Genomic DNA, 26,524 nt, shown 5'->3' on the forward strand with positions numbered 1-26,524 from the left:
CTACCGCGAGCCTCTGGGGCGCGAATTCAGACGGGCCGCCTGCCGGATGAGGTGATCGCGTTCGGCGAGGTCTGCGGCCCTGTCCGCCGCGTGTGCATACAGCTTCGCGGCGGTCACGGTCTCGCCGGCCCGCTCTCGCAGGTGGGCTTCGACAGCGAAGTAGCGCGGCAGGGACTCATCGAGCCTGCCCAGTTCTGCCAGTCCGACTTCCGGGCCGTCGGCCTGCCCAAGCGCGACTGCGCGGTTGAGTCGCACGATCTGGCTCTCGCCCAGTTTCAGCAGTTCGTCGTACCACTCGACGATCTGCACCCAGTCGGTGTCCTCGACGCTCACTGCGTCGGCGTGCAGAGCCGCGATCGCCGCCTGGATCTGAAACTCACCGAGCTCGTCGCGGGCGAGTGCGGCCTGCAGGAGGCCGATGCCCTCGACGATCGGCCCGGTCTCCCACAGCGAACGGTCCTGGGCGTCCAGGGGCACCAGAGCACCGTCGCCGGTGAAGCGAGCCGGGCGCCTGGCGTGGTGCAGGAGCATGAGCGCCAACAGTCCGGACACCTCGGCGTGGGTGATCGAACTGTTGAGCGCCCGGGTCAGGCGGATGGCCTCTGCCGCCAGATCGACGTCGCCGGAGTACCCCTCGTTGAACACGAGGTAGAGGACCTTGAGGACCGCGGCGACGTTTCCCGGCCGGTTGAGCCTGCGTCCGGACAGCGTGCGTTTGGCCCGTGAGATGCGCTGGGCCATCGTCGCTTCGGGCACGAGGTAGGCCTCGGCGATCTGTCGGGTGGTCAGCCCGCCGACGGCGCGCAGCGTCAGCGCCACCGCCGAGGCGGGACTGAGATCGGGATGGGCGCACAGGAAGTACAGGTCGACGGTGTCATCCGTCGAAGTGCTCGGTGGATCTGTGCGCAGCGCGTAGGCGTGGCCCTCCCGCGCTGTGCGGGCCTCTTCCGCTCGCACCCGGTCGAGGAACCTGCGCCAGGCGACGCTGATCAGCCAGCCCTTCATGTCACGTGGTTCGTCGTCTGACCACGTGCGGAACGCCTCGAGCAGGGCATCCTGAACGGCATCCTCGGCGGTGGAGAAGTCTGCTCCCCTCCGTTCGAGGATGCCGATCACGATCGGGACGAGGTCCCGCAGTTCGCCGTCGTTCATGGTCGGGCGTTTCCGTGGTGGTCAATCCGTGGTGGTCAATCCGTGGTGTTCAGTCCGTGGTGTTCGGCGTGACTCCCATGAAGGGCCGCAGCTCGAGCCACTCCCGGATCGGTTCGCCGCCGGCACCCGGTGCTGCCGAGAGCTCGCCCGCCAGTTCGAGCGCCCGATCGTAGGATTCGACGTCGATGACCATCCATCCTGCGATGAGGTCCTTGGTCTCCGGGAAGGGGCCGTCGGTCACCGGAGGCTTGCCCTCACCGTCGTATCGGACGAAGGTGCCTTCGGGTGAGAGCGCCTGGGAGTCGACGTATTCGCCGGTCTCCTTGAGCCTGTCGACGAAGTCGTTCATGTATGTCATGTGCGCGTCGACTTCGGCAGGCGTCCACTGTTCCATCGGGGTGTACTGCATGTACTCGGAAGCCATCTTGTAGTGCTTGAGCATCAGGTACTTGGCCATGGTCTTCTCCTCTGAACAATTGCTCGTCGCGAACTTCGCAGACATCCCCGGGACGGAGCCACATGTGCATTCTCGACATCCTCGGCGAGATCTTCTTCGATTCTTCCACGGATTGTCTCCGATGGGCCTTTGTAACCGACCTGGAACACGAGTCCCCGAATGCGAACACCTCCACGCCCACCTCGGCGGATTCCGTTGACAAAGTGATCATGTACACGACCTCACGTCATCAGGAGTCCACCATGAAGACCACGAAGCTCATTCGGTCCATCGCCGTCGCCGGCACCGCCGCCGCGGCACTGTCCCTGTCGGCCTGCGACATGCACGTCTCCTTCGGCGACCCGGCGCAGGATCAGACAGAAGCGCAGGAGAGGGACGGATCTGACGCGAGCTCCGATGAGGACCGGGCGGGCGAGACGCGGTCCGACGAGGTTGAGACGAACGACGCCGTCACCGAGGATGCCCCCGACACCTCATCGGGTCAGGGGACGGCCTCGAACGACGGTACGAGCTCGGGCTACGGCTCCTCGTCCTCCGATTCGGGAACGTCCACGTCGGATGCGGCGTCGGCTTCGTCGGATGCGACGTCGGCCTCGGGCACGTCAACCTCGGCGGGCGAGGGATCTTCGAGTTCAAGCGGCGAGGACGCCGGCTCCGGCGATCCCGGATTCGAGATCGACGAGCACGGCAACGGCGAGATTCCTGCCGCCATGCTCGAAGACGACATCCGAGACGCGTACTCGAAGCAGGGGACGACGGTCGAGGAGGTCGAATGCCTCAACGACCTGATGATCATTTCGAAACAGGGCTCCGCGTCGTGCAACGTCACCGCTTATGGCGAGAAGCGCTACGGCACGGTGAAGGTCACATCGGTCACCGGCTCGAACGTCCACTACAAGCTCGACTTCCCGAGCTTCAGCTGATCCGTCAACGCTGTTCGGCCGACGCTGTTCCATCGACGAGGGCGTCGGGGAACAACTCGCGGCCGCACATGGTTATGGCGGATACGCATACCGAGCAGCTAGGAGCATCCCTCATGACGCGCAGTGTCCAGTACTCCCAGAACGGCGATATCGATCAGCTCCACATCGTCGAGAAGGACTCCCCCGCCGTCGGCCCGGGAGAGGTCCGCGTCGCCGTCCGCTATGCGGGACTCAATCCGGTCGACCGGGCAGTCATCTCCGGCGAATTCGGGGAGGCCACGGGTCCGAAGGGCAACGGCGCAGATTTCTCCGGTGTCGTCGACAGCGTGGGCGAGGGGGTCACCGGCTTCTCCCCCGGAGACCTTGTCTTCGGGGGCCGACCGCACCGGTCGCAGACCACACAACTGCTCATCCGGGACCCGGAGAAGCGACTCGACCGGATCCCTCGCGGCCTCGGCACCGAGGTGGCCGGCGGTCTCTACATCACCGGGCGCACCGCGATCGCCGGCATCCGTGCCCTGGCGATCAGCGAGGGCGAGACCGTCCTCGTGACCGGGGCTGCGGGCGGAGTCGGCATCATCGCCGCCCAATTGGCAGCCAATGTGGGAGCCCGCGTCATCGGCACGGCCAGCGAGGTCAACCACCCGGTGCTGCGCAATCTGGGCATCGAACCCATCGCCTACGGCGAGGGACTCGAGGCCCGCCTGCGCGAGACGGCTCCCGAGGGCATCGATGCCGCCTTCTCGACCCAGGACGAGGCCGAGATCGTTCGGCTCCTCAACCTCGGCATCCCCGCCGCACGCATCAATTCGATCGGAGCGGGGCCGCAGGTCGCCGACAACCATGGAGTCCACGTCGACGGTGAAGCGACCGCCAGGCGCGGTGACCTCGCGTGGCTGGCCAAGGCGATCGCCTACGGGCATGTGCACGTGCCCGTCGCCGCGGTCTTCGCTCTCGACGAGGTCCAGAACGCCTACCGATTCCTCGGCGACTCCCACCCTGCCGGCAAAGTCGTGCTCCGGGTCGACGCCGATCCCCTCACAGGCGACCAGCGCCGATTCCTCGGGAGCTGATTCCAGTCGGCGGCGGAACCCGGCCGGTGGCGACACGCCCGCAGGAATATCGCTGCCGGTATGGGGTGTTCCCCCTTGTGACACCGACGATCAGCACTTCGAGCTGACGAGTTGGACCCGACAACTACTAAGGAGAATCACTATGGCAATCTCAGACAAGAAGGTCGCATTCCTCCTCACCCGCGGAGTCGAACAGGTCGAACTCACCAGTCCTCGCGGAGCGCTCGACGAGGCGGGCGCGACAACGGTCATCGTCTCCCCGTCCGAGGGAACTCTGCAGGCCATGAACGGCGATTGGGACCATGCCGACGAATTCACCGTCGACGTTCCCGTCTCCGATGCCACGGTCGAGGACTTCGACGCGCTCGTGCTTCCGGGCGGAACGCTCAATGCCGATGCCCTGCGCCTCGATGAGGACGCGGTGGCTCTCGTGAAGGCATTCTTCGCGGCCGACAAGCTCGTGGCGGCGATCTGCCACGCCCCGTGGATTCTCGCCGAATCGGGTGAGGCCAAGGGCCGGAAGCTGACCTCGTTCATCTCGACGAAGACCGACCTCATCAACGCCGGTGCTTCGTGGGAGGATTCCGAGGTCGTCATCGACGGCAACCTCATCACCTCCCGCAACCCCGGAGATCTCGACGCATTCAACTCGGCCGTCGCGAACGCGCTGGGCTGATGCGGTCACAGACATCGAGCGCCCGTGCAGGCTGGCGTTGACGAAGAAGGCTCCCATCCGAATGATCTCGGATGGGAGCCTTCTTCTCTCTGCGGAGGATAGGGGATTCGAACCCCTGAGGGCGTTAACCCAACCCGCGTTCCAGGCGAGCGCCATAGGCCACTAGGCGAATCCTCCGCGAGACAGCCTATCCGAGTCGTATCGACAATGCGAAATCCACACGGCCGAGTGTGAACCATCACACCAAGCGCAGGTGAAGTCGCCGCCTCGTTTTGTGCCCTGACCAGGCTCTCGACTACACTGGCCGATGGCTCCCCGTGCGGCGTCATCTTGTGAACTCCCCCAGGGCCGGAAGGCAGCAAGGGTAAGCGAGCTCTGGCGGGTGCACGGGGAGTCCTTCGTTTCTCAAGGTCACAATTCCACAACTCCCCCTCCCCCATGTCAGCCCAGGTCAGAGCTCAGCTGAACGGCGAGAGACGAGCGTTTCTCCGCGATTTCGGCCCAATCTTTAATGCTTTCGTGATTTGGCTTCACTACCATGGTCTGCAGCTCTCATCCCTTTGCTCGAACGAGGATCCCTGTTTTGTCACCCACGAAGTTCCAGGGGGCGGTTGCTGCCTTATCGGCAATCGCTCTGCTCACAGCCTGCACCCCCACCGGCTCAGACCCCGATGCCACAAGCGATGGCGCGAAGTCTGCCGAGGCGGCCGCCGAACCGGTGTTCCGGCTCGGCACCGTCTCCGAGGCCGAAGCCGAAGCCGAAGCAGGGACCGCGAAGCCCACGAGCACCGGGACACCGACTCCGGAGCAGAACGGAAAGGTCGTCGACTCCGGAACGAAGACTCAGGTCGGCCCGGGCGAGCGCATCAGCCTCAGCGTCGAAGACGCGACGCTCAGCGACGTCTCGATCACCGATACCGAGCATCCGCGCATCTCGGTCGACCCGGGGACCTTCTTCGACACCGACGGAACCGAACTCGAAGCAGCCGATGACAGCACCGAGGACGCAGAGGCCGGTTCATCGACCTCTTCGACGCCGAGTAAAAGCGCTTCGGGTGAGGCGTCCGAGAGCAGTCAGGCCCCGGCCGAGCACTCGGTCACTGCCCCCGATGACGCCGCGGCCTGGGTCTCGGCCTACGACCTCGTCGCCGACAGCACATATGAGCTCTCGGCCACGGCCACCTCGGCGGATGGAGAGGAACACGACTTCAGTTCGACGGTCGACGTCACCGCCGGCGACGCCTCGCCGATGTCGGTGCGCACGACCCTCGCCGACGACCAGACCGTCGGGGTGGGCGCACCGATCATCCTCAGTTTCGCCTCTTCCGTGGGCAAGGAGTACAGAGATGACGTCGAACACCGCCTGTCGGTCAAGGTCACGGACGAGAACGGCAAGAAGCGCAAGGTCGAAGGCTCGTGGGCGTGGCTTCCCGACGATCCGCAATCGCGTCTGCACTTCCGGCCCAAGGAGTTCTGGCCCGCGCATTCGAAGGTCTCCGTCGACGCCCCGCTGAAGAACGTCCCCACCACCGATGGGACCGTTGGCCAGAACGACCTCACGCTCGACTTCGAAATCGGCCGCAAGCAGGTCGTCAAGGCCAACGCCAAGACCCACCGCATGGTCGTCACCCGGGAGGGCAAAGAGGTCATGGACTTCCCCGCCTCACTGGGCGCGAAGAAGTCCCCGTCCTACAACGGCACCCACGTGGTGATGTCGAAGGCGTCGGACTACACGATGACCTCGGAGCAGTGGGACTACGAAACCGATGTGCGGTGGGCCGTGCGCATCCACAACAACGGCGAGTTCATCCATGCCGCGCCCTGGTCGACCGGTGTCCAGGGATCGGCGAACGTCTCCCACGGCTGCATCAACCTCTCGACCGCGCGGGCCAAGCAGTACTACGACTCCGCGATCTTCGGCGACCCCGTCGAGATCACCGGTTCGAACGTCAGCCTGTCCACCTCGGCCAGCGACATCTCGGATTGGGTCTACGACTGGGACGAGTGGACGAAGCTGAGCGCACTCGACTGATCGGGCCGACGCACTCTCCCGGCTACTTCTCGACGTTCTTCGCGGCCTCGTCGATCATCGGCACGTAGCGCTCCAGCGTCCAGGGGACGGTGAGCGGGTTGAGGATCGACGAGGCGGTGACGAAGGCCTGATCCTCGGGAGCGACGACGGCGCCGGCCTCGATCGCAGGGATGTTCGAGTACACGCTCTGGGCCTCGATCTCCTTCTTGCTCTTCTCGTCGGAGTAGAACGTGAAGATGAGATCGGAATCATCGAGCTTGTCGGCGTTCTCGAGTCCGATGAGCGCGGAGTCCGTGCCCGGCGCATCGTAGTGCTTCTTCAACTCGTCGATGACGGGATCCGGTGTCAGACCCAGCGCCGAGACCATCGCCACTCGCTGCTCGTCGGGATAGAAGACGCCGAGTGTGCCCGGTCCGTCATTGTAGATGTAGGAGAACGTCAGGCCCTCGTATTCGGGACGCTTCGCCTCGGACAGCTGCGTCTTGATGTCGTCGACGAGCCCCTCCGACTCCTTCTCGTGACCGAGTGCCCTGCCGATGGTCGTGATCTGCTCATCCCATTCGATGGTCCACGGCTGCTCAGGGTAGGCCACCGTCGGGGCGATGGCGTCGAGCTGCTCGTACTGTTCGGCGGTCACTCCCGACCAGGGTGCGAGGATGACGTCGGGTTGGAGCTCGGCGACAGCCTCGACGTCGAGCTCGGTGTCACCTTGGAACTGCTCGGGCAGCTCGTCGCCCTTCTCCTTCACCGCTTCGTGGATCCAGGGCATATAGCCGGTCTCATCGCTGCCCCAAGCGTATTCCTCCATCCCGACGGGGGTCTTCCCCAGCGCGATGGCGGTTTCTGTCGATCCCTGTCCGAGAGTGACGACGCGTTCGGGTTCGGCTTCGATGACGGCCTTGCCCAGGGCATGCTCGATCGTGACGGTCTCAAAGTCGCTCGAAGCAGACTTCTCCGGGCTCGCCGAGTCCTGGCTGCAGGCGCTCGCACTGAAGGCGAGCGTGACGATGGTACCTATGGCCATGGCCCGGCGAGAGAGATGAGCTGACATTCGTGCCCTTTCGACTGTTGGGGGATCGCGATCGACCTCCGCTTTAACATAGGACAGCCTAACTTAACATTGCAGTGTCGGTGCAACTCCGCGAGCCCGACCGGCACGGGCTGCCCCGAGCAGGCGAGCCATCTGCTCAGAGCGGAAACCCTCGTCACCGGGCCGGATCGCTCCTAGGATCGCATCATGGATCCACTTCGAGTCACGGACGGACATGACGACCAGTCCCCGCCGCTGCTGTGGCGCGAGACGCTCGGCCGGGTGCTGCGGCTGCGCCGAACCGAACTGGGACTGACCTTGGCTCAGGTGTCGGAGCGCTCCGGTGTCTCGACCCAGTACCTGTCCGAAGTCGAACGCGGACTCAAGGATCCTTCGTCCGAAGTCATCGAGGCGATTGCCGTGGTCCTCGGCCTGGCGCTCCCCCAGGTGCTCATCCTCGCATCGCAGTCGGTGCCCAGGGTTGCGCCCATGGCCCAGTTCGGAGGCAGGGCGCAGCTCTCGCTCGTTGCCTGATCCGCTCGAGCGACGGCCTCAGTTGTGACATCCTGCCTCGTCGAGGTCTCAGAGGATCTGATCGACGAGGCCGAAGTCCTTCGCCGCCCGTGCGTCGAGGACGAGGTCCCGGTCGAGATCCTCGTGGATCTGCTCGACGCTCCGCCCGGTCCCGTTCGCCAGCATCTGCTCGACCTCACGCCGCTGCCGGGCGATCTCGTCGGCCGCGACGATGAGGTCCGGGATGGTCCCGCGTGCGCCCTCGGCGTGAGGCTGGCGGAGCACGGCCCGAGCGTGTCCGAGCATCGAACGCTGACCGGGCTCCCCCGCCGCCAGCAGCACCGCGGCGTCGGCGGCGGCCTGTCCGACGCAGGTGGTGGCCACCGGTGCGCCGATGTGGTGCATCGCGTCATAGACGGCGGTCATGGCCGTGAGGGATCCGCCGGGTGAGTTGATGTACATCTGGATCGGCACTTCCCGGCTGCTCGCCTCGAGGTGGAGCAGCTGGGCGATGACGGTGTTGGCGACTCCGTCATCGATGGGCACGCCGAGGTAGATGATGCGGTTGCCCAGCAGGTGCGAGTAGACGTCGACGATCTTCTCGCTGCTGGCCGAGCGGTCGACGACGTTGGGAATCGTGTATTGGCTCATCGTGTGGCTCCGATCTCGCCGAGCAGGTCGGCCGGTGAGCCGACGACGTCGTCGATGAGTCCGTAGTCCAGCGCCTCCTCGGCGGTGAACCACCGGTCACGCAGGGAATCGTCGAATATGCGGTCGTAGGTCTTCCCGGTCGCCTCGGCGATGCGGTTGAGAACGGAGTCCCTGACATTGCGCAGGTCCCCGGACTGGAGTTCGATGTCGGCGGCGGCTCCCCCGATGCCGGACGATCCCTGGTGGAGGAGGATCCGGGCGTGCGGCAGGGCGAGTCGCCTGCCGGGCGAGCCCATCATGAGCACGAACTGCCCCGCCGAGGCGGCCCATCCGAACGCCACCGTGACCACATCGTTGGGCAGGGTTTCGATCGTGTCGGCGATCGCGTGCATCATCGGCACCGATCCGCCGGGAGAGTTGATCCACAGGTGGATGTCGCTGCGAGGATCCTCGGCGGAGAGGAGGACGAGGCGGGAGATGATCTCCATGCCGTTCTCATCACGCAGCTCTCCGTTGAAGACCACCGAACGGTAGGCGTAGAGCATCTTCTGGGATTCGGGGATGGCGGTGGTGGTCTCGTCAGCTTCGGACCACCTCGGCGGTATCGGGCTCTGCGGACTGGGCGCATTCTGGACTGCGATTCGTGTGTTCATGCCACCACTGTGAGGCACGGTGCGATCGCCGGGAAGGTGTTTCCGCTCTGGGCGGGAGGGTGCCGCTGTGAGCAGATGGCGCGGTCTGCGTGATAGAATCGACCGACGTATCCCTCTGGAAGGTCGACCGGAATGCTGCTGATGACAGTTCAGTTCATCGTCGTGCTCCTGAGCGCCGATGCCGATTCGATCATTCCGCAGTCACCCACCCATCTGGTCGTCCTCGTGCTCCTGGGCGCGGCGCTCCTGTCACCGATCGCGCCCTGGGCGGCAGCCGCCCTCGTCAGAGTGCTGTCCCTCGCCCCGCACGGACCCTGGACACGTGGCGAGCGGGCAGAGGTCCGCGATTACCGCATGCCCGAGGAACCCGGCACTCCCGGGACCGTTCAGGCCAGAGCCCCGTCATTCGTCGTTCCCGCCTTCGCCTGAACGACGCGCCCTTCTTCGTGCTTTGATGCACGGTCTCCGACGTCACTCCTGCCTGCTCCTCGAACCAGCTTGCCCGTGGTGCCGCCATGCGTCGTTCTGACATCGAACACCCATGACGTAACCACACTTGCTGCCTGGCATATCTGTGCGCACCGGCAGCGCCCCAGGAGGGCCGCTCACCTTGAACATCTACGAATTTCCACCCATTGAATTCCTCGTCAATGCCGCCTATTGGATCGTCACCTGGCTGACGGCTCTGCTCGAGCCGCTGGCCGGTACGGTCAGTGCCGCGCTGGCCATCGTGGTGCTGACGATCGCCGTCCGCTGCCTTCTCATTCCTGTCGGACTGTCCCAGGTCAGAGCCGGAATCACCCGCCGCCGACTGGCACCGAAGATCTCTGAGATCCAGACCCGCCACAAGAAGAATCCCGAACTGATGCAGCAGAAGGTCATGGAACTCTACAAGGAGGAGAAGGCCTCACCTATGGCGGGCTGCCTGCCCGTTCTGGCTCAGATGCCGGTGCTCATGGCCGTCTACGGGATCTTCATCCAGTCCACGATCGGCGGGCATGCGAATGAACTCCTCGACCACTCCCTGCTGGGCGTCCCACTCAATGCCGGCTTCATCGGCCTCCTTGGGTCAGGCGACCTGACGCTGGTCTCAAGTGGGGTCTTCACGGTCATCGTCGCGGTCATCGCCGTCGTCGCAGCAATATCGCGGCACCTGCTGACGCCCGATATGCCCCAGACGCCCACCGTCCAGAGTTCCAGTGCTGACAGGCCCGCGGTACCCGATCTGTCGGGGTTGACGCGGGTGCTCAGCTTCATGCCGTTCATGACCGCTGTGATCGCACTGTTCGTACCTCTGGCGGCCACGCTCTACCTCATGACGACGACGGCCTGGACCTTGGGAGAACGTCTCGTACTCAATCGGATCCTCAAGGTCGATGAAAAGGACGAAGCGACGACCGTTCAGCCGGATGGTCTATCCTCGCGGTCATGAGCACACGAGCCGACAAGAGCACACAACGAGGCCTCGCACGGCACCTGATCGACGAGCACGGTCGAACGTTCGCGGCCGAGGCCGCGATCACGCTGCGCGACAAGCCGGCTCCACTGTGGCAGCTCCTCGTGCTCAGCCTGCTGCTGTCGACGCGGATCAGCTCGGACATCGCCGTGCGTACCGCCCGCGAGCTCTTCTCCACCGGGTGGAGAACACCCCAACATCTGCGGGAGAGCACGTGGCAGGAACGGGTCGATGCTCTGGGCCGCGGCGGATATCGTCGCTACGACGAGAGCACGGCCACCCGCCTCGACGAGGCGGCCGCACTGCTCATCGACCGATGGAAGGGCGATCTGCGGCGACTGCACGATGAGGCCGAGGGCGATGGGACTCGGATCTCGAAGCTCCTGCAGGAATTCACCGGGATCGGTCCGACCGGGGCGAGCATCTTCCTGCGTGAGGCACAGCAGGTGTGGCCGGAGGTCCGACCGTATGCCGACAAGCTCGTACTCAAGGGCGCTCGGGCCGCGAGGCTTCCCGACGACGCGAGCGAGATGGGCAAGTTGGTTGACGGAGACGAGTTCTCGAGTCTGGCTGCGGCGCTCGTGCGGGTGGCGCGTGATCCGGGGATGCTGGAGGACTGAGCTGCTCACTCAAGCGGTGACGGACAGGAGCACCCTCCGGTGCCGCAGCGGTGCCATGCCGAAACGCGACCGATAGCTGCGCGAGAACTGCGCCTGGGATCTGAATCCCGAGCGAAAGGCCACTTCTGCCATGCCGATGCACGCTGATTCGGGATCGGAAAGCAGGCTCTGTGCACTCTCGAGTCGTGCCGCAAGCACTGCCTGCGGGACACTGTGTCCAACCTCTGCGAAGAGCCGGGAGAGGTGACGTTCGGACACGCCGATGCGCCCGGCCAGCACTCCAGCGGAGAGATCCGGCTCCCGATGTCCGTCAGCGATAGCGTTCATCGCCTCGTGGAGATGGTCGCGTCCCTTGACTGTATCTGCAACCAGGCTCGTCACCAGGTCGAGGATTCTGTTTTCCGACGTCGACCCCGTGCATCCCCACCCGAATGCACTGTCGGCGAGTGCCACGAACTCGCGCGCGGCCGAGCTCAGAGTGGGGCTCAACTCCAGGTCGACGGCCACCGCATATCGGATCGAACGGAGACCAGTGAGCCCATTGAGGGTGTCCCTGGGCACGTGGATGACAAGTTCGTTGACACCCTGTGAGAGGTCACGCGAGAATCTGCTGTCCCCGTCGCACAGCATGAGGCGGCCCGGGCCGATATCAACGTTGCCGGAGTGATGGGAGAATGTGCTGTGCCCATCCAGAGGGACGTAGGCGACCAGTCCCGATACCGGGTGCGCGGCAATGTCCTCGGCCTCTCTGCGCACGGTGTGCGGACTGGCAAGCACTTTCGCCAAGCGGAGCTGTGGCCACTCCAGAGTGGCGGTCTCTGCACGAAGCCGACCAGGATCGTGCAGTTGAGTGCGCAGTCCGATCAGAGAAGTGGCATGATGTCGTTCCCACGCCTCAACCTTCTGGCCCACGGGAACAGTATCCGTCGAGAACCGGGTCCTTGTTGGTGAAGAACCCGGCTGCAATTGGTTGCTGCCGGTGGCCGCCGTGGACATGTCCCCATAGTAGCCGTCCGCAGGATCAGATGTCCCGGAGCCCGTTTTTGTCGGAATCCGCCATATCGTCCGCCCCACTCGCCCACACGCTGTGCTCCAGAGCACACTGGGTTCAGTTCCGGGCGTCACACGCCACGCAATGAAGCAAGGAAAGGTCGAGGTGCCGCAATGGTCATCTTCAATGACGGGGTAGCAGAGACGCAGACCCCGAACTCCGAGGTCGTGGACACCGATGTCCTCATCGTGGGATCAGGACCTGCCGGGTCGTCAGCAGCCCTGTTCCTCTCGACCCTCGGCGTGGACAACATCATGATCACCAAGTACCGGTGGACGGCGAACACCCCGCGCGCCCACATCACCAATCAGCGGACCATGGAGATCTTCCGCGACGTCGGGATCGAGGCACAGGTGCTCGCGGAGGCGACACCGCACGAGATGATCGGCGACACCGTTTTCTGCACCTCGATCGCCGGCGACGAGATCGGGCGCATCCTCGCTTGGGGCAACCATCCGTCTCGTCACGCTGACTACGAGCTTGCCTCACCCTCGCTCAACTGCGACATTCCTCAGACGTACCTCGAGCCGATCCTCGTGAAGAACGCGACGATGAGGGGGACGCAGACCGAGTTCTCCACCGAATACCTCTCCCACACCCAGGACGGAACCGGGGTGAGCGTGCGGGTCCTCCACCGAGTCACCGGCCGGGAGTACACGATTCGAGCCAAATACCTCATCGGTGCCGACGGCGCCCGGTCAAAGGTCGCCTCCGACATCGACCTGCCGATGGAAGGTGAGATGGACATCGCCGGATCGATGAACATCACCTTCAAAACGGATCTCACCAAATTCGTCGGTCATCGCCCCTCTGTCCTCTATTGGGTCGTCCAACCCGGATCGAACATCGGCGGCATCGGCGCGGGCCTGGTGAGAATGGTTCGCCCCTGGGACGAATGGCTCATTGTCTGGGGCTTCGACATCAGTCAGGGAGCGCCCGAAGTCACCGATGAGGATGCGCTTCAGGTCGTACGCAACCTCATCGGTGTCCCCGATCTCGAGGCGGAGATCACCGGAGTCTCCCTCTGGGGCAATAACGAGCAATACGCTGCTCATCTGCACAACGGGCGAGTCTTCTGTGCCGGTGACGCCGTGCACAAACATCCGCCGTCGAACGGCCTCGGTTCGAACACCTCCATCCAGGATTCCTACAATCTCGCGTGGAAGATCGCCTCCGTGCTCAGGGGGCAGGCAGGGCCGGATCTGCTGGAGACATACAGCACAGAACGCGCACCCGTGGCCAAACAGATCGTCACTCGGGCCAATCAGTCAGGCCGGGAGTTCGGAGCACTTTTCGATGCGCTCGGTCTCAAGCCGGGACAGTCGGCGGAGGAGATGAACTCAGCCATCGCCTCGAGGAAGGAGCGCACCCCGGAAGGAGCTCGCACCCGGACCAAGGTGCGTGAAGCGATGGAGCTGAAGAACTACGAATTCAACGCCCACGGGGTCGAACTCGGCCAACGCTACGCCTCCACCGCTGTCGTGCCAGACGGTCGTGAACCCACGTCGAACCCTCGTGATCCCGAACTCTACTACCAGGCCTGCACGGATCCCGGGGTGCGACTGCCTCACGCCTGGGTAGGCAATTGGAAGGAGAAGCACTCGACCCACGACCTTGCTCCGTACGCGCGTTTCACCGTTCTCACGGGCACCACGGGTGCCGCCTGGGAACAGGCCGCCGCGGATGCCTCGCAGCGACTCGGAGTGGAGATCGGGACCGTGGTCATCGGACCCGACAGAGAGATGACGGATCTCTACTTCGACTGGGACCGTCTGCGCGGCTGCGCTGAGGACGGGGCGATCCTCGTCCGCCCCGATAAACACATCGCATGGAGAGCGGACTGTCTGCCCGCGAACCCCGCGGAACAGCTGGTCACGGCTGTTTCCGCGCTGCTGTCGCGCCAGTCAGACACGGCAGCTACATCCACAACTGCAGTGAAGGAGCACGCATGAGTCTCGATTTTGCCCACATCACTCTCGGCCAACGGGTCCTCTTCGGATCAGGCCGGGCCGCGGAGCACCTGGTGTCAGAAGTTGATCGTCTCGACGCCTCGAAGCCGTTAGTCGTTGCCTCGGGGTCGGCTGAAGGGAAGGCCACGCGGATCACCTCCGATCTTGAAATCGCACTGTGGTGGTCCGAGGTCGTCATGCACGTTCCCGCCGAGGTCGCCGACCGTGCCGTGGACGCGTCCGTTGAGCATGCGGTGGATCTGGTGATCAGTGTCGGCGGAGGGTCCGCCACCGGGCTCGCCAAGGCGATCGCGCTGGCCACCGGTATCCCGATCATCGCCGTGCCCACCACGTTCTCCGGCTCCGAGGCCACGAACGTCTGGGGACGCACCGAAAACGCCCGCAAGAGAACGGGAGTCGACGAGCGCGTGCTGCCCGTCAGCGTCGTCTACGACGCCGACCTGCTGACCGATCTGCCCTCTGAGCTTGCGATCTCCTCCGGAATGAACGCGCTCGCCCATTGTGTGGATTCGCTCTGGGCGCCCAAAGCAGATCCGATCAACCAGGCCCTTGCCATCGAAGCGGTCCGCGTCCTCGGCCACGGCCTGCCCGCCATTCGCACAGGTCAGGCAGGCGGACTCGAGCATGCACTCTACGGCGCGTATCTGGCAGCGGTGGCATTCGCCTCGGCGGGTTCGGGCATGCACCACAAGATCGCGCACGTGCTCGGGGGCACCTTCAACCTTCCCCACGCACAGACCCACGCGACGATTCTGCCCTATGTCCTCGCGTTCAACGCCCCCGCCGCTCCGGAGGCCGAAGCGCGGATGGCCGGCGCGTTCGGCACGGCCTCGGCGGCGGAAGGCCTGGAGAATCTGCGATCGACGGTCGGGGCGCCCACGGCGCTGAACGAGATCGGGTTCACAGAGGACGGTATCCCCGAGGCCGTGAAACTGTCATTGGCCACAATCCCGGAGAACAACCCCCGCCCTGCTACTGAAGAAGGGATCACCGCTCTGCTCACCGCAGCTCTGCGCGGCACAGATCCTGCTGCCCTCAGCCTCCCCGACATCGGCACCACGGGCGCCGAACCCTCGAAAGGATGACGAACATGTCGACCGAACCCACTGCCGCGAGCGCTGCCGAACTCACCCCGGAAGAGGTGGAGAGCCGCCTCACCGCCGCTGTCGCCGGCTCTTTCGACAGCTGCAGCGACGACCGCCTCAGACAACTGCTCCAGTCCCTGGTCACACATCTGCACGGCTTCATCCGCGATGTCCGACTCACCGAAGCGGAATGGAGTGCCGCGATCGAGTTCCTCACTCGGGTCGGGGACATCACCGATGACAAGAGACAGGAATTCATTCTCCTCTCCGATGTCCTCGGTGCCTCGATGCAGACGATCAATGTAAGCAACAGACCCTTCAAAGACGCCACCGAGGCCACAGTGTTCGGTCCCTTCTTCGTCGACGACGCTCCGCCCATCGAGAACGGAGGCGACATCGCCGGAGGTGGGACGGGGCAGGCCTGCTGGGTCGAAGGAGTCGTCCGCGACACCGACGGAGCGCCCATCCCGGATGCACGGATCGAAGTGTGGGAAGCCGATGAGGAGGGCCTCTACGACGTCCAGCACGAGGACGAACAGGTCTACGGTCGCGCACATCTCTATTCGGAGAAGGACGGGGCCTTCCGGTTCTGGGCGCTCACACCGACCCCGTACCCGATTCCCGATGACGGACCGGTGGGGAAGATGCTCGAGGCGACCGGGCGCTCGCCCATGCGCGCCAGCCATCTCCACTTCATGGTGTCCGCACCGCAGATGCGGACTCTGGTCACCCACATCTTCGTCGAAGGCGATGAGCTGTTGAAGACCGATACGGTCTTCGGCGTCAAAGAATCGCTGATCAAGAAGTTCGAGCAGCAGCCGTCGGGCACTCCGGCACCCGACGGACGCGATCTTGGCGACGAGACCTGGGCGCGAGCCCGATTCGACATCGTGCTCGCCCCCGAAGGAGTGTGAGCCGAGCTCGGAGCCAGTCGGGCTCGGTGCGTTTCGGATGTGCGCAGACGAGAGGCCCGGGTCGAAGGAACGCTGTCCTTCGACCCGGGCCTCTCAGCCGTTCGGGTTCAGTCGCGGCGTGACTGGCCCCTCGCCTCAGGCGGCCACGGGAACCTCGGGTGACCCCGCGCTCACGCGCAGCTGCCCGTCGCTGACCGTGGCGCTGACGGTTCCACCTTCGGACACCGCCTCGTCGACGAGGAGGTCCGCGATGCGGTCGTCGAGTTCGCGCTGGATCACGCGACGCAGCGGACGGGCACCGAACTCGGGTTCGTACCCGGTGTCGGACAGCCACTCCACGGCGTCCTCGGAGACCGTGAGGCCGATGTCCTGACGTGCCAGACGCTGCACCGACTGCTCCAGCTGGAGACGGACGATGACGCGCAGCTGCTCACGGTCGAGCCGGGAGAACATCACGGTCTCGTCGATCCGGTTGAGGAACTCCGGACGCATGACCTCCTTGAGCTTGCCCATCACCTTCGCGCGCAGGTCCTTCTCGGTGACCTTCGCGTCGGAGGAGCTGAAGCCCAGCGGCGTGCTGCCGGCCATGAATTCCGAGCCCAGGTTGCTCGTCATGATGATGACGGTGTTCCGGAAGTCGACGGTCCGGCCCTGACCGTCGGTCAGGCGACCGTCGTCGAGGACCTGGAGCAGCAGATTGAACGCATCCGCGTGGGCCTTCTCGACCTCGTCGAGGAGGATCACCGAGTACGGGCGACGACGGACCTGTTCGGTCAGCTGTCCGGCCTCGTCGTAGCCGACATAGCCGGGAGGCGAGCCCACCAGGCGTGAGACGGTGTGACGTTCCCCGAATTCGCTCATATCGAATCGGATCATCGCCGATTCGTCATCGAACAGGGTCGCCGCCAACGACTTGGCCAGCTCCGTCTTGCCCACGCCCGTGGGGCCGAGGAAGAGGAAGCTGCCGATCGGACGGTTCGGGTCTCCCATGCCCATCTGTGAGCGGCGAACGGCCTTCGACACTGCGTTCACAGCATCGTCCTGGCCGATGACACGACCGTGGAGGGTCTCCTCGAGCCTGGCCAGCTTCGCCTTCTGACCCTGGGTCATGCTCGCAGCGGGGATTCCGGTGGCCCGGGATACGACCTGTGCGATCTCGTCGGAGTCCACGACGGTGGTCGTGCCACTGTGATCGGCCTGCGGAGCCGAGGCGTCCGGGTCTTCGGCCGCCTTGAGCTTCTCGCCCAGATCCACGATCTCGTCACGGATCTGACCGGCACGCTCGTAATTCTCTTCGCCGATGGCAGTGGACTTGGCGGTCTCGAGTCTGCTGATCTCGCCGCGCAGAGTCTCGGCATCGATCTTGGGCCCGCGGCGCAGGGACAGTCGGGACCCCGCCTGATCGATGAGGTCGATCGCTTTGTCCGGCAGGAACCGCTCGTTGATGTAGCGGTCGGAGAGCTCCACCGCCGCGCGGATCGCCTCCGGCGTGTAGGTGACATTGTGGTGTTCGGCGTAGCGGTCCTTGAGCCCGTCGAGAATCGCGACGGCATCCTCGATGTTCGGCTCCCCGATCCGGACCGGCTGGAACCGACGCTCGAGGGCCGAATCCTTCTCGATCGTGCGGTATTCCTTGAGCGTGGTCGCACCCAGCAGGTGCAGATCTCCCCTGGCGAGTCTGGGCTTGAGGATGTTGCCGGCGTCCATCGAGTTGGATTCGCCGTTGCCGCCCGCACCCACGAGGGTGTGGAGCTCGTCGACGAAGACGATCATGTTGCCGTCCTCGGCGATCTCGTCGAGGGCACCGGTCAGGCGCTCCTCGAAGTCACCGCGATAGCGAGTGCCGGCGAGCATGCCGGGCAGGTCGAGGGCGATGACGCGCTTGCCGGACAGCTGGGCCGGGATGTCACCCGTGTGGATGGCCTGGGCCAGCCCCTCTGCGATCGCAGTCTTGCCGACACCGGCCTCGCCGAGGAGAACCGGGTTGTTCTTGGTGCGGCGGGCGAGGATCTCGATGGTCTCCTCGATCTCCTGGCCACGTCCGATGACGGGGTCGAGTTCGCCGTCGGCGGCCAGTGCCGTGAGGTCGGTGGAGAACCTCTCCAGCATGGTCTCTTCCGAGTGACCCGCACCGGTGCCGCCCTGCGGATCGCCCGCCTCGGCGGCTTCGGCTCCGGCCTGGAGCCTCTCCTGTGTCACACCTGCTTGGGCGAGGATGCGACCGGCAGGCATCTCATGGTTGAGCACGAACGCGAAGAACAGGTGTTCGGGATCGACGTAGGTCGAGCCGAACGCCCGGGCCACCTGATAGGCGTCGAGCAGCGCGCGCTGGCCGGAACCGGTCAGTGTCAGCGCTCCTTCCGACTTCGTGTCGCTGGATGCGGGCAACCGCTGCTCCACGGCGTGGGCGACCTGCTGCGGGTCGGCACCCGCCTGCCGGATCGCCGAGACACCGGGTTCGGTCTCCGCCATGGTGCGCAGGATGTGGAGCGCATCGACCTCCGACTGACCATGCTCTCTGGCATAGTCCGCCGCCTTGTCGATGACCTCGTGACTGCGCTTGCTCAGCAGTTTGTTGATGTCGACGCTGCGCCCCTGGCGGGAGCCCTGCTGTCCCTGCAGAAAACGTGCGAGGAACTCGTCGAAGGAATCTCCGCCAGAACCGGCGGGTCCGAAGAACGTGGCCAATCCGACCTCCTATGAAAGTTGAGCCTGTATGACTCAATCAACGACAGCGGCCGGAGACTTATTCCCGACAGGTTCTGTGATCTGGCTGCTACCCGCTCGAGGGCCATCCATTCGGCTCGCAGCCCTGCAGCCCCTTGGTCTGCTGCTGCATGAGCGGGGCCGTTTCGCCCGGGCCCGGGCAGGATTCGTGACCGTGGCCCAGTGCGTGGCCCACCTCATGGTTGATGAGGTACTGGCGGTACTGGGTGATGTCATCGAATTCGTCGGTGGCCGAGACCCACCGTTTGGCATTGAGGATGACGTTGTTGCCGTTGCGACAGGAGAGCTTGCCCAAAGTGCGCAGCGGCAGGCACATCTCGTCCACGGTGTCGGGGCTGGCGATGCTGATCATCGCGTCCTCACCCTCGTCGACCATCTCGATCGCCACGTCGTCGATGTCCTGCCAGCCCCGCTCGTCCTGCAGGGTCGTGATGATGAATGCGGCGGCCCCGTCGACGTCGATCGGCAGATTGTCCTCGACGCGCAGTCCGACCTCGAAGGTTTCCCCCTCGTCCCGGTTGGGGCCGGTCTCGTCGCCGGGGCGGTCCCAGTCGCCGCTGCCTGCCATGTCGATGTCGTCTTCGGTGACGCCGGCGGCACCGGCCGACTCCGCGTCCGGGGCAGCGGACCCCGATTCGCTCGGAGTCGTGGCCTCGCCCGGCGAGGGACTGTCTGTCGGAGGCTCCGATTCGCTCGGAGTCGAGGCCTCGCCCTCAGCGATCGTCTCCGCCGCCCGCGGGGTCGGTCGCATCGCCGTGTCGGTCTCGGGCGCACAGGCACCCAGTCCGATGAGCACGGACGCGGCAACCGCCGCCGAGGCGGTGAGCGGTCGACGTGATGAGCGCAGAGGGCGCGATGATGGGCGGGGAGGTCTCGACACTCTCATGAGTCTAGCGTTTCAGCACCGTGCCCTCATGAACACAGCACGCCATGAACACAGCACCACCGGCCGAAACCGATTCCTCGTCCGGGTGCCGCTTCAGAATTCGAGGACTCCGCCGGGACCGCGCAGGCGGGCGTGGAGTCGATGATCGGTTCCGTCGACGGCCTGGGCATCCTCGGCGCCCAACACAGCGAGGACACGACGGGTCGCCGCGGCGTCCGGGGATTCGATGGAGAACTCTTCCAGCTCCACCGACGGCAGCCCCGCTTCGGCGGGGTGGCTCGACTCACCCCAGTCGATGAGGAAGGGCTGCGTGCCCTTGTCCGGCAACGGGGACCGAGACGTCAGGCGCCACTCCAGCAGCGTGCCGTCGGCGGTCTCCCGCGACATGTCGCGCACCTCGCCGAAGTCGACGCCTTCGGTGTTGGCTCCGGCGACCTTGGCGAGGAAGGCATGCGGATGAATCGCCCAGGTCTGCAGGGTCAGCCCCTCGGCCAGGTGCGCGTCGAGCGGCAGCGTGCCGTCGGCGGGGGCTTCCTGCTGCGGGTCGGGGCCGAGTATCTCGAGGTAGGTGTGGGCGCCCGCGGGCCAGCCCGCCGGGGCCAGACCGACGAGGCAGTTCGCCGTTCCGCGGCCCGGGTGTCGGCCGCCGGCGACGGCCCGGACCCCGGTGAGACGCTCAAATTCGGCGACCCCGGCTTCGAGCTCGGGCACCGTGATGATGAGGTGGTCAAGATTGGCGGGAATCGTGCTCAGATCGTCCATGATCCACCGGGACCTTTCACTGTGGCGTGCAGGGATTCTGTGTCTCCTGCCTCAACCTCGATAGTAGCCCCCAAGGATCGCAGAACTCCAGACGTTGTGTCCACATCCGGCCTCGTGGCCCAGAACCGCTCGAGCCGGACAGTGGACATCGCCTGTCGCGCCGGGTGAGGAGAGTCCTGCCAATCGATGAGGAATGGCTGGACTCCACCCAGCACCAACGGCGTCCGACGCGTCAGTCGCCATTCGAGAAGTTCCCCAGCCCAGGATGTGCGCCCCCGGGAACGGGTCGCACAGCAAGCAAGGCACGAGATTGCTCAACACATTCAGCGAGATCGGGAACGGCAATGACGAGATGGTCGAAGCCCGAGGGCAGCAACATGACTCAATGTTGAGCGACCGGATTGACTGAATGCATGCCGGTGAGATTAACTCGAAGCATGCAGACACACCCAGGGGTCCGAATGCTGTGGCGCCGACTCCACCTCGACCTCAATATCGTGACAAGCTCCAATTGTTGAGCTATATCAGCGTTTGACTCATCCGACCTCGGCTTCATCTGCACAAAGGACCACATTCCATGACGGACCTCCGTCCACCCGCCTCGGCGAACAGCTTTGCCCGGCGCGGATTCCTCAGCCTCGGACTGGGTCTGGGAACCTTCATCACTCTCAGCGCATGCACCCCCACCGACGATGCGCCCCTGAACGACAGCGGTGAACCCGTGCAGGGTGGGGTGCTCACCTATTTCGAACCTCAGACCTGGACGATGCTCTACCCGCCCTCGGTCGGGTTCTACCCCAACGGCGGCATCATGAACAACATCTCCGCGCGGCTGCTGTGGCAGGACCCCGACAGCCTCGAGCTCCACCCCTGGCTGGCTGCGACGCTGCCCGAGATCAACGACGACGCCACGCAGCACACGTTCACGATCCGCGACGGCGTCACCTACTCCGACGGCTCTGCGCTGACAGCGGAGAACGTGGCGAAGAACTTCGACCTCTTCGGACGAGGCGACGAGGCCCGCACCCTTCCGGTCTCCGAACAGATCTCGAACTACGATCGCAGCGAGGTCCTCGCCGAGAACCGGGTCCGCTTCCACTTCAGCGCCCCGTCCCCCGGCTTCGCGCAGGCGACGTCGACGATGAACGCGGGCCTGCTCGCGAACTCGACCCTCGACCTCGATGCGGAGGGCTTCGGCCCGGGAAGTGCCACCCGGATCCACACCTGCGGGCCGTTCCACGTCACCGAGGAGACGATCGGGACGAAGCTGGCCGTCCGGGCCCGCGAGGACTACGACTGGGCCCCACCGCACTTCACACACCAGGGCCGGGCCCACCTCGACGGCATCGACTACCTCGCCAACAACGAGTACTCGGTGCGCATCGGCGCCGTACTCTCCGGGCAGGCCGACGGCGTTCGCGACGTCGAGGCCCCCGACGAGGCCCGGGTGACCGAACAGGGTCTGCGCCTCTACGCAAAGGCCACGAACGGCATCAACAACAGCATCAACTTCCGGTTCCGCCACGAACTCCTCGACGACATCAAGGTCAGGCGGGCCATCATCGCCGCCGTGAACCGGCAGGAGATCGTCGACAAGCTCTTCACCCCCAACTACCCCTTGGCCACCGGACTGCTGGCCAAGGGAGCCATGGGCTATAAGGATCAGTCCGGATCCTGGGTCCACGATCCCGAAGAGGCCAACCGCCTCCTCGACGAGGCGGGCTGGGCCGAGCGCAACGATGCGGGCTACCGGACGAAGGACGGACAGACCCTCGCATTGACCGTCAACATCGCCCTGCCGCAGCCGCGCTCGAACGAGGTCCAGACACTCATCCAGCAGCAGCTGCGCCACGTCGGCGTGCGTCTGTCCATCAACCCCGGCGACCAGTCCAAGCAGACCCTCGATGCCCTCGACCTCGATCGCGTGCAGATCTACCATTCGATGGTCGCCCGCGCGGACTTCGACAATCTGCGATCGAACTATTCCTCGGTCAACCGTGACGTCTTCCTCAACGGCGTCGACCGCGAGGACGCCGCCGACGACAGCATCGACCCCGAGGTCGACCGGCTGCTCGACGAACTCGCCTCAGAACCCGAGACGAAGAGACGGCAGGCGGCCGCCGAGAAGGTCCAGGACTACCTCGTCGCAAACGCCTATGTGCTGCCGTTCTTCGAAGAGCCCCAGGTCTTCTCCTTCCGGCGCCGCGTCCACGGATTCGCGACCGAACCGGTGGGCCGTCCGGACTTCTACAGCACATGGTTGGCAGGTGGGCGATGATCCTCGACATCCGATACCTCTTCCTGCGCCTGGGGCAGGCGGTTCTCGTCCTCCTGCTCGCGTTCACCGCGGCCTTCGTCCTCCTCAGTCTCGTTCCCGGCGACGGGGTCACAGCCAGGTTCGCCGATCCCGCACTGGGGCTCTCGGCCGATCAGATCGCCGAGATCCGCACCCAGACCGGTGCCGACGAATCCTGGATCACCCGCTACCTCCTCACCCTCACGGGCTTCCTCACCGGTGACTTCGGCTTCTCCGTCCAGACCGGCGCAGCCGTATCGACGATCATCGCCGCGGCGCTGCCCTCGACGGCGGAGCTCGCGGTCTCGGGGTTCGTCTCCGCCCTGGTCCTGGCCGTTCTCATCGCTGTGCTGGCGACCTACGGCCCTTATAGCTGGCTGCGGAAGCTCCTCGACTCGGTGCCCAGCCTCTTCATCTCGATTCCCGTGTTCTGGTTGGGGATCCTGCTCATCCAGATCTTCTCCTTCCAGTTCGGTCTCGTCTCCGTCGTCTCCCCCAGCCCCGCCGAGGCGCTCGTCCTCCCGACCCTGACCGTGGCGGTGCCGTTGTCGGCCCCGATCGCGCAGGTCCTCATCCGTTCCATCACCGACGTCAGGGCCTCGGGGTTCGTCAAGGTCACCTCGGCGAAGGGCGCGTCCGAACTGTGGATCCTCGTCCATGCCGTGGCCCGCAATGCGATCCTGCCCGGGCTGACGATCATCGGTCTGGTCTTCGGCGAGCTCGTCGCAGGCGCTGTGGTCACCGAGACAGTGTTCGGTCGCAACGGCATCGGCCAGGTCACCGCCCAGGCCGTGACCCACCGCGACAATCCGATCCTGCTGGCCGTCGTCGTCATCGCGACGCTGGCCTACGTGGTCATCAACCTCGTCGTCGACCTCCTCTACCCCGTCATCGACGTGCGCCTGCGCTCTCAACCCCGGGTCTCTTCGGTGGGCGGAAAGGCCGCCGACGAACCCACTCGCCGGGCACTGTCGACGACGGCGGCCAGCGTCGGGGTCGACCTCGACTGGGACACGTCGGGAGCGTCCACGACGAAAGGCCGGGACTCATGAGCCTCATCGACTCCTTCGCCCGCACCCCGGCCATCGGTGCTCCACGCTCAGCATCGAGGCGACGTGGCCGCGCGAGCATCGGCCCCGCCACGATCGTCTCCGCCCTCGTCCTGCTCATCGCCGTGGCCTGGGCGCTCTTCCCCAGCCTGTTCACCCACCACGACCCCAACGACGGCGGCACCACTCCGGCGCTGTTGGCTCCGGGCCTCGACCATTGGTTCGGCACCGACCAGACCGGGCGTGATGCCTTCACCCGCGTCGTCTACGGCGCTTCCCAGTCACTGCTCGCCGCACTCGTGGCCGTCGGCGTCGGGCTCGTCGTGGGCACGACGATCGGGCTCATCGCAGGCACCCGCCGCGGCTGGATCGACGATGTGCTCATGCGCTTGGTCGACGTGCTGCTGTCGATCCCCGCGATCCTGCTCAGCCTCTCAATCGTCATCGTCTTGGGCTTCGGCACCATCAACGCCGCCATCGCCGTCGGAGTCACCGCCATCGCCCAATTCGCACGTCTCGCGAGGTCAGAGGCCGTGCGCATCAATACGAGTGACTTCGTGGCGGCGGCCTACGGTTCGGGCGGCACCTTCTTCTCCGTCCTGTTCCGCCACATCCTGCCCAACTCGGTCTCGCCCGTGCTGTCCCTGGCCGTCCTCCAGATCGGGTCCGCGATCCTCCAGATCTCGACCTTGGGCTTCCTGGGCTACGGCACTCCCCCGCCGACGCCGGAATGGGGCCTCATCATCGCCGAGGGCCGCAACTACGTGGCCACCGCCTGGTGGCTGACCGTCCTGCCCGGCTTCGTCGTCATGGCCATCGTCCTGGCCACCCACCAGATCGGCAACACCCTGCGAAAGGCGACATCATGACCGAGTCCGCAGCCCTGCTGTCCGTTGAGGATCTCAGTGTCGCCTACTCCCAGTCCTCGGCCCCGGCCGTCGACGGCGTCTCCTTCGCCGTGCGTGCCGGGTCGATGACCGCGGTCGTCGGCGAATCCGGGTCAGGCAAGTCGACGACCGCGAATGCGGTCATCGGTCTGCTCCCCGAATCCGCGCAGCTCACGGATGGGCACATCCGCCTCGGCGAGGTCGATCTCGGTTCCTTGGGGGCCGGTGCCTGGCGAGGGATCCGCGGCAGCCGGATCGGCTATGTTCCCCAGGACCCCGGCAGCTCCCTCAACCCGCTGCAGACCATCGGGAGATCCGTCGCCGAGGCGCTGCGGATCCACCGTCGCGCCGACCGGAAGTCCGCCCGTGCCCAGGTCATCGAGCTGCTGACCAAGGTCGGCATCGATCGTCCGCAGTTGCGCGCCGACCAGTTCCCACACGAGCTCTCCGGCGGCATGCGTCAGCGTGTGCTCATCGCCTCCGCGATCGCACTGCAGCCGCGACTGCTCATCGCCGATGAGCCGACCTCGGCGCTCGACGTGACCGTGCAGAAGCAGGTCCTCGACCTCCTCGACGGGCTGCGGGACGAGACCGGGATGGGTGTCCTCTTCATCACCCACGATCTCGCCGTCGCCGGTGAACGCGCCGATGAGGTCGTCGTCATGGAGTCGGGACGCGTCGTCGAGGCCGGGCCGGCGGCTCAGATCTTCTCACGCCCGGCCACCGGCTACACCTCGCGCCTGCTCGCCGATGCTCCTGCCCTGAAGACGAAGACCCACCGTCGATCGACGGCCACCGACGCACTCGCCGAAGCGAAGAGTCCCTTCGTCTCCGTCGAAGCGCTGACCCAGGTCTACGCCCGCAGCGACGACCAGGTCAGCGGCGTCGAGGACGTGTCGCTGCATGTCGAACGCGGTACCACGCACGGCGTCGTCGGCGAATCCGGGTCCGGCAAGACCACGATGGGCAAGGCCCTCGCCGGATTCCTCACTCCACAGTCCGGCCACATTCGCGTCGGCGACTTCGACACCGCGGGACCTGTACGAGGTCGTGCGGCCAGGGCCCGCCTGCGAGGCTTCCGTCGCACGGTCCAGCTGGTGCACCAGAACCCGTATTCGGCGCTGGATCCCAAGCATTCGATCCGGCAGATCCTGACCGAACCCCTGCGCAACTTCCGAATCGGGACCCGCGCTTCGCGCCCCTCCCTTGTCGCCGAGGCCCTTGACCGTGTGGCACTGTCGAGCGACTTTCTCGACCGGCGGCCGGCCGAGCTCTCCGGCGGTCAGCTGCAGCGTGTGGCGATCGCCCGGGCGCTCATCGCGGGCCCGGAGCTCGTCGTCTTCGATGAAGCGGTCTCTGCCCTCGACGTCACCGTACAGGCCCAGATACTGACCCTCCTCGACGATCTCCAGACGGACCTCGGACTGACATACGTCTTCATCTCCCACGATCTCGCTGTCGTGCGCCAGATCGCTGATACTGTATCGGTGATGTCGCAGGGACACTTAATCGAACACGGGGTGACGGAGGATCTCTTCGCCCGCCCACGAACCGACTGCACACGCACCCTCCTCGACGCGATCCCCCGTCCCGTACTGCTCCACGGTGCCGGAATCGACGAGACCCCGACATTGCTCGCAGCAGCAGAAGGATGAGACGAA

General features: G+C 65.3%; 25 protein-coding genes, 1 tRNA gene and 1 other RNA gene. 16 read left to right on the forward strand and 11 right to left on the reverse strand.

The annotated features are described in order from the left end of the window. Together BKA07_RS17425 and BKA07_RS17430 are read right to left on the reverse strand one after the other, a co-directional pair. Nucleotides 1–1,152 carry an RNA polymerase sigma factor gene (locus BKA07_RS17425; protein WP_167952234.1) on the reverse strand — a complete coding sequence of 384 codons (1,152 nt, stop codon included), beginning with the start codon at nucleotides 1,150–1,152 and terminating at the stop codon, nucleotides 1–3. Nucleotides 1,153–1,201: 49 nt separating this feature from the next. Then, complete coding sequence (locus BKA07_RS17430) at nucleotides 1,202–1,609, reverse strand: YciI family protein (protein ID WP_167952236.1); 408 nt, start codon at nucleotides 1,607–1,609, stop codon at nucleotides 1,202–1,204. Nucleotides 1,610–1,671: 62 nt separating this feature from the next. On the opposite strand from BKA07_RS17430, the gene BKA07_RS17435 reads away from it, so the two are divergent. The 3 genes from BKA07_RS17435 (at nucleotide 1,672) to BKA07_RS17445 (ending at nucleotide 4,281) form a co-directional block, all read left to right on the forward strand. Next, nucleotides 1,672–2,532 (forward strand): hypothetical protein, encoded by an 861-nt coding sequence (locus tag BKA07_RS17435; protein ID WP_167952237.1) that lies wholly within the window; start codon nucleotides 1,672–1,674, stop codon nucleotides 2,530–2,532. A gap of 113 nt (nucleotides 2,533–2,645) precedes the next feature. Next, nucleotides 2,646–3,605, forward strand: a complete 960-nt coding sequence (locus BKA07_RS17440; protein ID WP_167952239.1) for an NADP-dependent oxidoreductase — start codon at nucleotides 2,646–2,648, stop codon at nucleotides 3,603–3,605. A gap of 142 nt (nucleotides 3,606–3,747) precedes the next feature. Then, nucleotides 3,748–4,281, forward strand: a complete 534-nt coding sequence (locus tag BKA07_RS17445) for a type 1 glutamine amidotransferase domain-containing protein (protein ID WP_167952241.1) — start codon at nucleotides 3,748–3,750, stop codon at nucleotides 4,279–4,281. 92 nt (nucleotides 4,282–4,373) lie between these two features. On the opposite strand, the gene BKA07_RS17450 is transcribed toward BKA07_RS17445, so the two are convergent. Then, nucleotides 4,374–4,458: transfer RNA gene (locus BKA07_RS17450), tRNA-Ser, on the reverse strand. Nucleotides 4,459–4,587: 129 nt separating this feature from the next. On the opposite strand from BKA07_RS17450, the gene ffs reads away from it, so the two are divergent. After that, an RNA gene (gene ffs, locus BKA07_RS17455) (signal recognition particle sRNA small type) lies at nucleotides 4,588–4,683 on the forward strand. Nucleotides 4,684–4,864: 181 nt separating this feature from the next. Next, complete coding sequence (locus BKA07_RS17460; protein WP_167952243.1) at nucleotides 4,865–6,313, forward strand: L,D-transpeptidase; 1,449 nt, start codon at nucleotides 4,865–4,867, stop codon at nucleotides 6,311–6,313. Nucleotides 6,314–6,335: 22 nt separating this feature from the next. Here the strand turns inward: BKA07_RS17460 and BKA07_RS17465 are convergent, their stop codons facing one another. Then, a complete protein-coding gene (locus tag BKA07_RS17465) occupies nucleotides 6,336–7,364 on the reverse strand; it encodes an iron-siderophore ABC transporter substrate-binding protein (protein WP_167952245.1) in 1,029 nt (342 codons plus the stop codon). A gap of 186 nt (nucleotides 7,365–7,550) precedes the next feature. Here BKA07_RS17465 and BKA07_RS17470 point away from each other — a divergent pair, with 186 nt between their 5' ends. Next, nucleotides 7,551–7,877, forward strand: coding sequence for a helix-turn-helix domain-containing protein (locus tag BKA07_RS17470; protein WP_167952247.1), 327 nt, complete (start codon nucleotides 7,551–7,553; stop codon nucleotides 7,875–7,877). 48 nt (nucleotides 7,878–7,925) lie between these two features. Here BKA07_RS17470 and BKA07_RS17475 read toward each other — a convergent pair whose 3' ends face one another. Beyond that, nucleotides 7,926–8,507 carry a ClpP family protease gene (locus tag BKA07_RS17475; protein WP_167952249.1) on the reverse strand — a complete coding sequence of 194 codons (582 nt, stop codon included), beginning with the start codon at nucleotides 8,505–8,507 and terminating at the stop codon, nucleotides 7,926–7,928. After that, nucleotides 8,504–9,160: a ClpP family protease gene (locus tag BKA07_RS17480; RefSeq protein WP_167952251.1), complete on the reverse strand. Its 657-nt coding sequence runs from the start codon at nucleotides 9,158–9,160 to the stop codon at nucleotides 8,504–8,506. The genes BKA07_RS17475 and BKA07_RS17480 overlap by 4 nt, the downstream gene beginning before the upstream one ends. 141 nt (nucleotides 9,161–9,301) lie before the next feature. On the opposite strand from BKA07_RS17480, the gene BKA07_RS17485 reads away from it, so the two are divergent. The 3 genes from BKA07_RS17485 (at nucleotide 9,302) to BKA07_RS17495 (ending at nucleotide 11,236) form a co-directional block, all read left to right on the forward strand. Then, complete coding sequence (locus BKA07_RS17485) at nucleotides 9,302–9,589, forward strand: hypothetical protein (RefSeq protein WP_245162000.1); 288 nt, start codon at nucleotides 9,302–9,304, stop codon at nucleotides 9,587–9,589. A 181-nt stretch (nucleotides 9,590–9,770) separates the two neighbouring features. Then, nucleotides 9,771–10,592 carry a YidC/Oxa1 family membrane protein insertase gene (locus tag BKA07_RS17490; protein ID WP_167952255.1) on the forward strand — a complete coding sequence of 274 codons (822 nt, stop codon included), beginning with the start codon at nucleotides 9,771–9,773 and terminating at the stop codon, nucleotides 10,590–10,592. Continuing rightward, nucleotides 10,589–11,236 carry an endonuclease gene (locus tag BKA07_RS17495; protein WP_167952257.1) on the forward strand — a complete coding sequence of 216 codons (648 nt, stop codon included), beginning with the start codon at nucleotides 10,589–10,591 and terminating at the stop codon, nucleotides 11,234–11,236. Before BKA07_RS17490 ends, BKA07_RS17495 begins: the two co-directional genes overlap by 4 nt. Nucleotides 11,237–11,245: 9 nt before the next feature. On the opposite strand, the gene BKA07_RS17500 is transcribed toward BKA07_RS17495, so the two are convergent. After that, nucleotides 11,246–12,148, reverse strand: a complete 903-nt coding sequence (locus tag BKA07_RS17500) for a helix-turn-helix domain-containing protein (protein WP_167952259.1) — start codon at nucleotides 12,146–12,148, stop codon at nucleotides 11,246–11,248. Nucleotides 12,149–12,400: 252 nt separating this feature from the next. Between BKA07_RS17500 and BKA07_RS17505 the strand changes: the two genes are divergently transcribed. The 3 genes from BKA07_RS17505 to BKA07_RS17515 are packed head-to-tail and all read left to right on the forward strand — an operon-like array spanning nucleotide 12,401 to nucleotide 16,256. Continuing rightward, nucleotides 12,401–14,239, forward strand: coding sequence for an FAD-dependent oxidoreductase (locus tag BKA07_RS17505; RefSeq protein WP_167952261.1), 1,839 nt, complete (start codon nucleotides 12,401–12,403; stop codon nucleotides 14,237–14,239). After that, nucleotides 14,236–15,342, forward strand: a complete 1,107-nt coding sequence (locus BKA07_RS17510) for a maleylacetate reductase (RefSeq protein WP_167952263.1) — start codon at nucleotides 14,236–14,238, stop codon at nucleotides 15,340–15,342. Before BKA07_RS17505 ends, BKA07_RS17510 begins: the two co-directional genes overlap by 4 nt. Nucleotides 15,343–15,347: 5 nt before the next feature. Continuing rightward, a complete protein-coding gene (locus BKA07_RS17515) occupies nucleotides 15,348–16,256 on the forward strand; it encodes a dioxygenase family protein (RefSeq protein WP_167952265.1) in 909 nt (302 codons plus the stop codon). A 135-nt stretch (nucleotides 16,257–16,391) separates the two neighbouring features. Here the strand turns inward: BKA07_RS17515 and BKA07_RS17520 are convergent, their stop codons facing one another. The 4 genes from BKA07_RS17520 to BKA07_RS19070 all read right to left on the reverse strand — a co-directional run bounded on the left by BKA07_RS17520 (nucleotide 16,392) and on the right by BKA07_RS19070 (nucleotide 21,010). Beyond that, nucleotides 16,392–18,944, reverse strand: coding sequence for an ATP-dependent Clp protease ATP-binding subunit (locus BKA07_RS17520; protein WP_167952267.1), 2,553 nt, complete (start codon nucleotides 18,942–18,944; stop codon nucleotides 16,392–16,394). Between the two features lie 88 nt (nucleotides 18,945–19,032). After that, nucleotides 19,033–19,863 (reverse strand): DUF3152 domain-containing protein, encoded by an 831-nt coding sequence (locus tag BKA07_RS17525; RefSeq protein WP_342449115.1) that lies wholly within the window; start codon nucleotides 19,861–19,863, stop codon nucleotides 19,033–19,035. Nucleotides 19,864–19,962: 99 nt separating this feature from the next. After that, nucleotides 19,963–20,631, reverse strand: a complete 669-nt coding sequence (locus BKA07_RS17530; protein WP_167952272.1) for a VOC family protein — start codon at nucleotides 20,629–20,631, stop codon at nucleotides 19,963–19,965. A gap of 232 nt (nucleotides 20,632–20,863) precedes the next feature. After that, a complete protein-coding gene (locus BKA07_RS19070; protein ID WP_209044018.1) occupies nucleotides 20,864–21,010 on the reverse strand; it encodes a VOC family protein in 147 nt (48 codons plus the stop codon). A 198-nt stretch (nucleotides 21,011–21,208) separates the two neighbouring features. Here BKA07_RS19070 and BKA07_RS17540 point away from each other — a divergent pair, with 198 nt between their 5' ends. The 4 genes from BKA07_RS17540 to BKA07_RS17555 are packed head-to-tail and all read left to right on the forward strand — an operon-like array spanning nucleotide 21,209 to nucleotide 26,518. Further along, the gene (locus BKA07_RS17540; RefSeq protein WP_167952274.1) at nucleotides 21,209–22,909 is read left to right on the forward strand and encodes a TIGR04028 family ABC transporter substrate-binding protein; all 1,701 of its coding nucleotides are present in this window, start codon (nucleotides 21,209–21,211) and stop codon (nucleotides 22,907–22,909) included. Beyond that, entirely contained in the window at nucleotides 22,906–23,979 is a 1,074-nt protein-coding gene (locus BKA07_RS17545; RefSeq protein ID WP_167952276.1) for an ABC transporter permease, read from the forward strand. Before BKA07_RS17540 ends, BKA07_RS17545 begins: the two co-directional genes overlap by 4 nt. Next, on the forward strand, nucleotides 23,976–24,845 hold the full coding sequence (locus tag BKA07_RS17550; protein ID WP_167952277.1) for an ABC transporter permease: 870 nt from the start codon (nucleotides 23,976–23,978) through the stop codon (nucleotides 24,843–24,845). Before BKA07_RS17545 ends, BKA07_RS17550 begins: the two co-directional genes overlap by 4 nt. Continuing rightward, entirely contained in the window at nucleotides 24,842–26,518 is a 1,677-nt protein-coding gene (locus BKA07_RS17555) for a dipeptide ABC transporter ATP-binding protein (RefSeq protein WP_167952279.1), read from the forward strand. The genes BKA07_RS17550 and BKA07_RS17555 overlap by 4 nt, the downstream gene beginning before the upstream one ends. Nucleotides 26,519–26,524: the final 6 nt, after the last annotated feature.

This window comes from Brevibacterium marinum (assembly GCF_011927955.1).
Lineage (GTDB): Bacteria > Actinomycetota > Actinomycetes > Actinomycetales > Brevibacteriaceae > Brevibacterium > Brevibacterium marinum.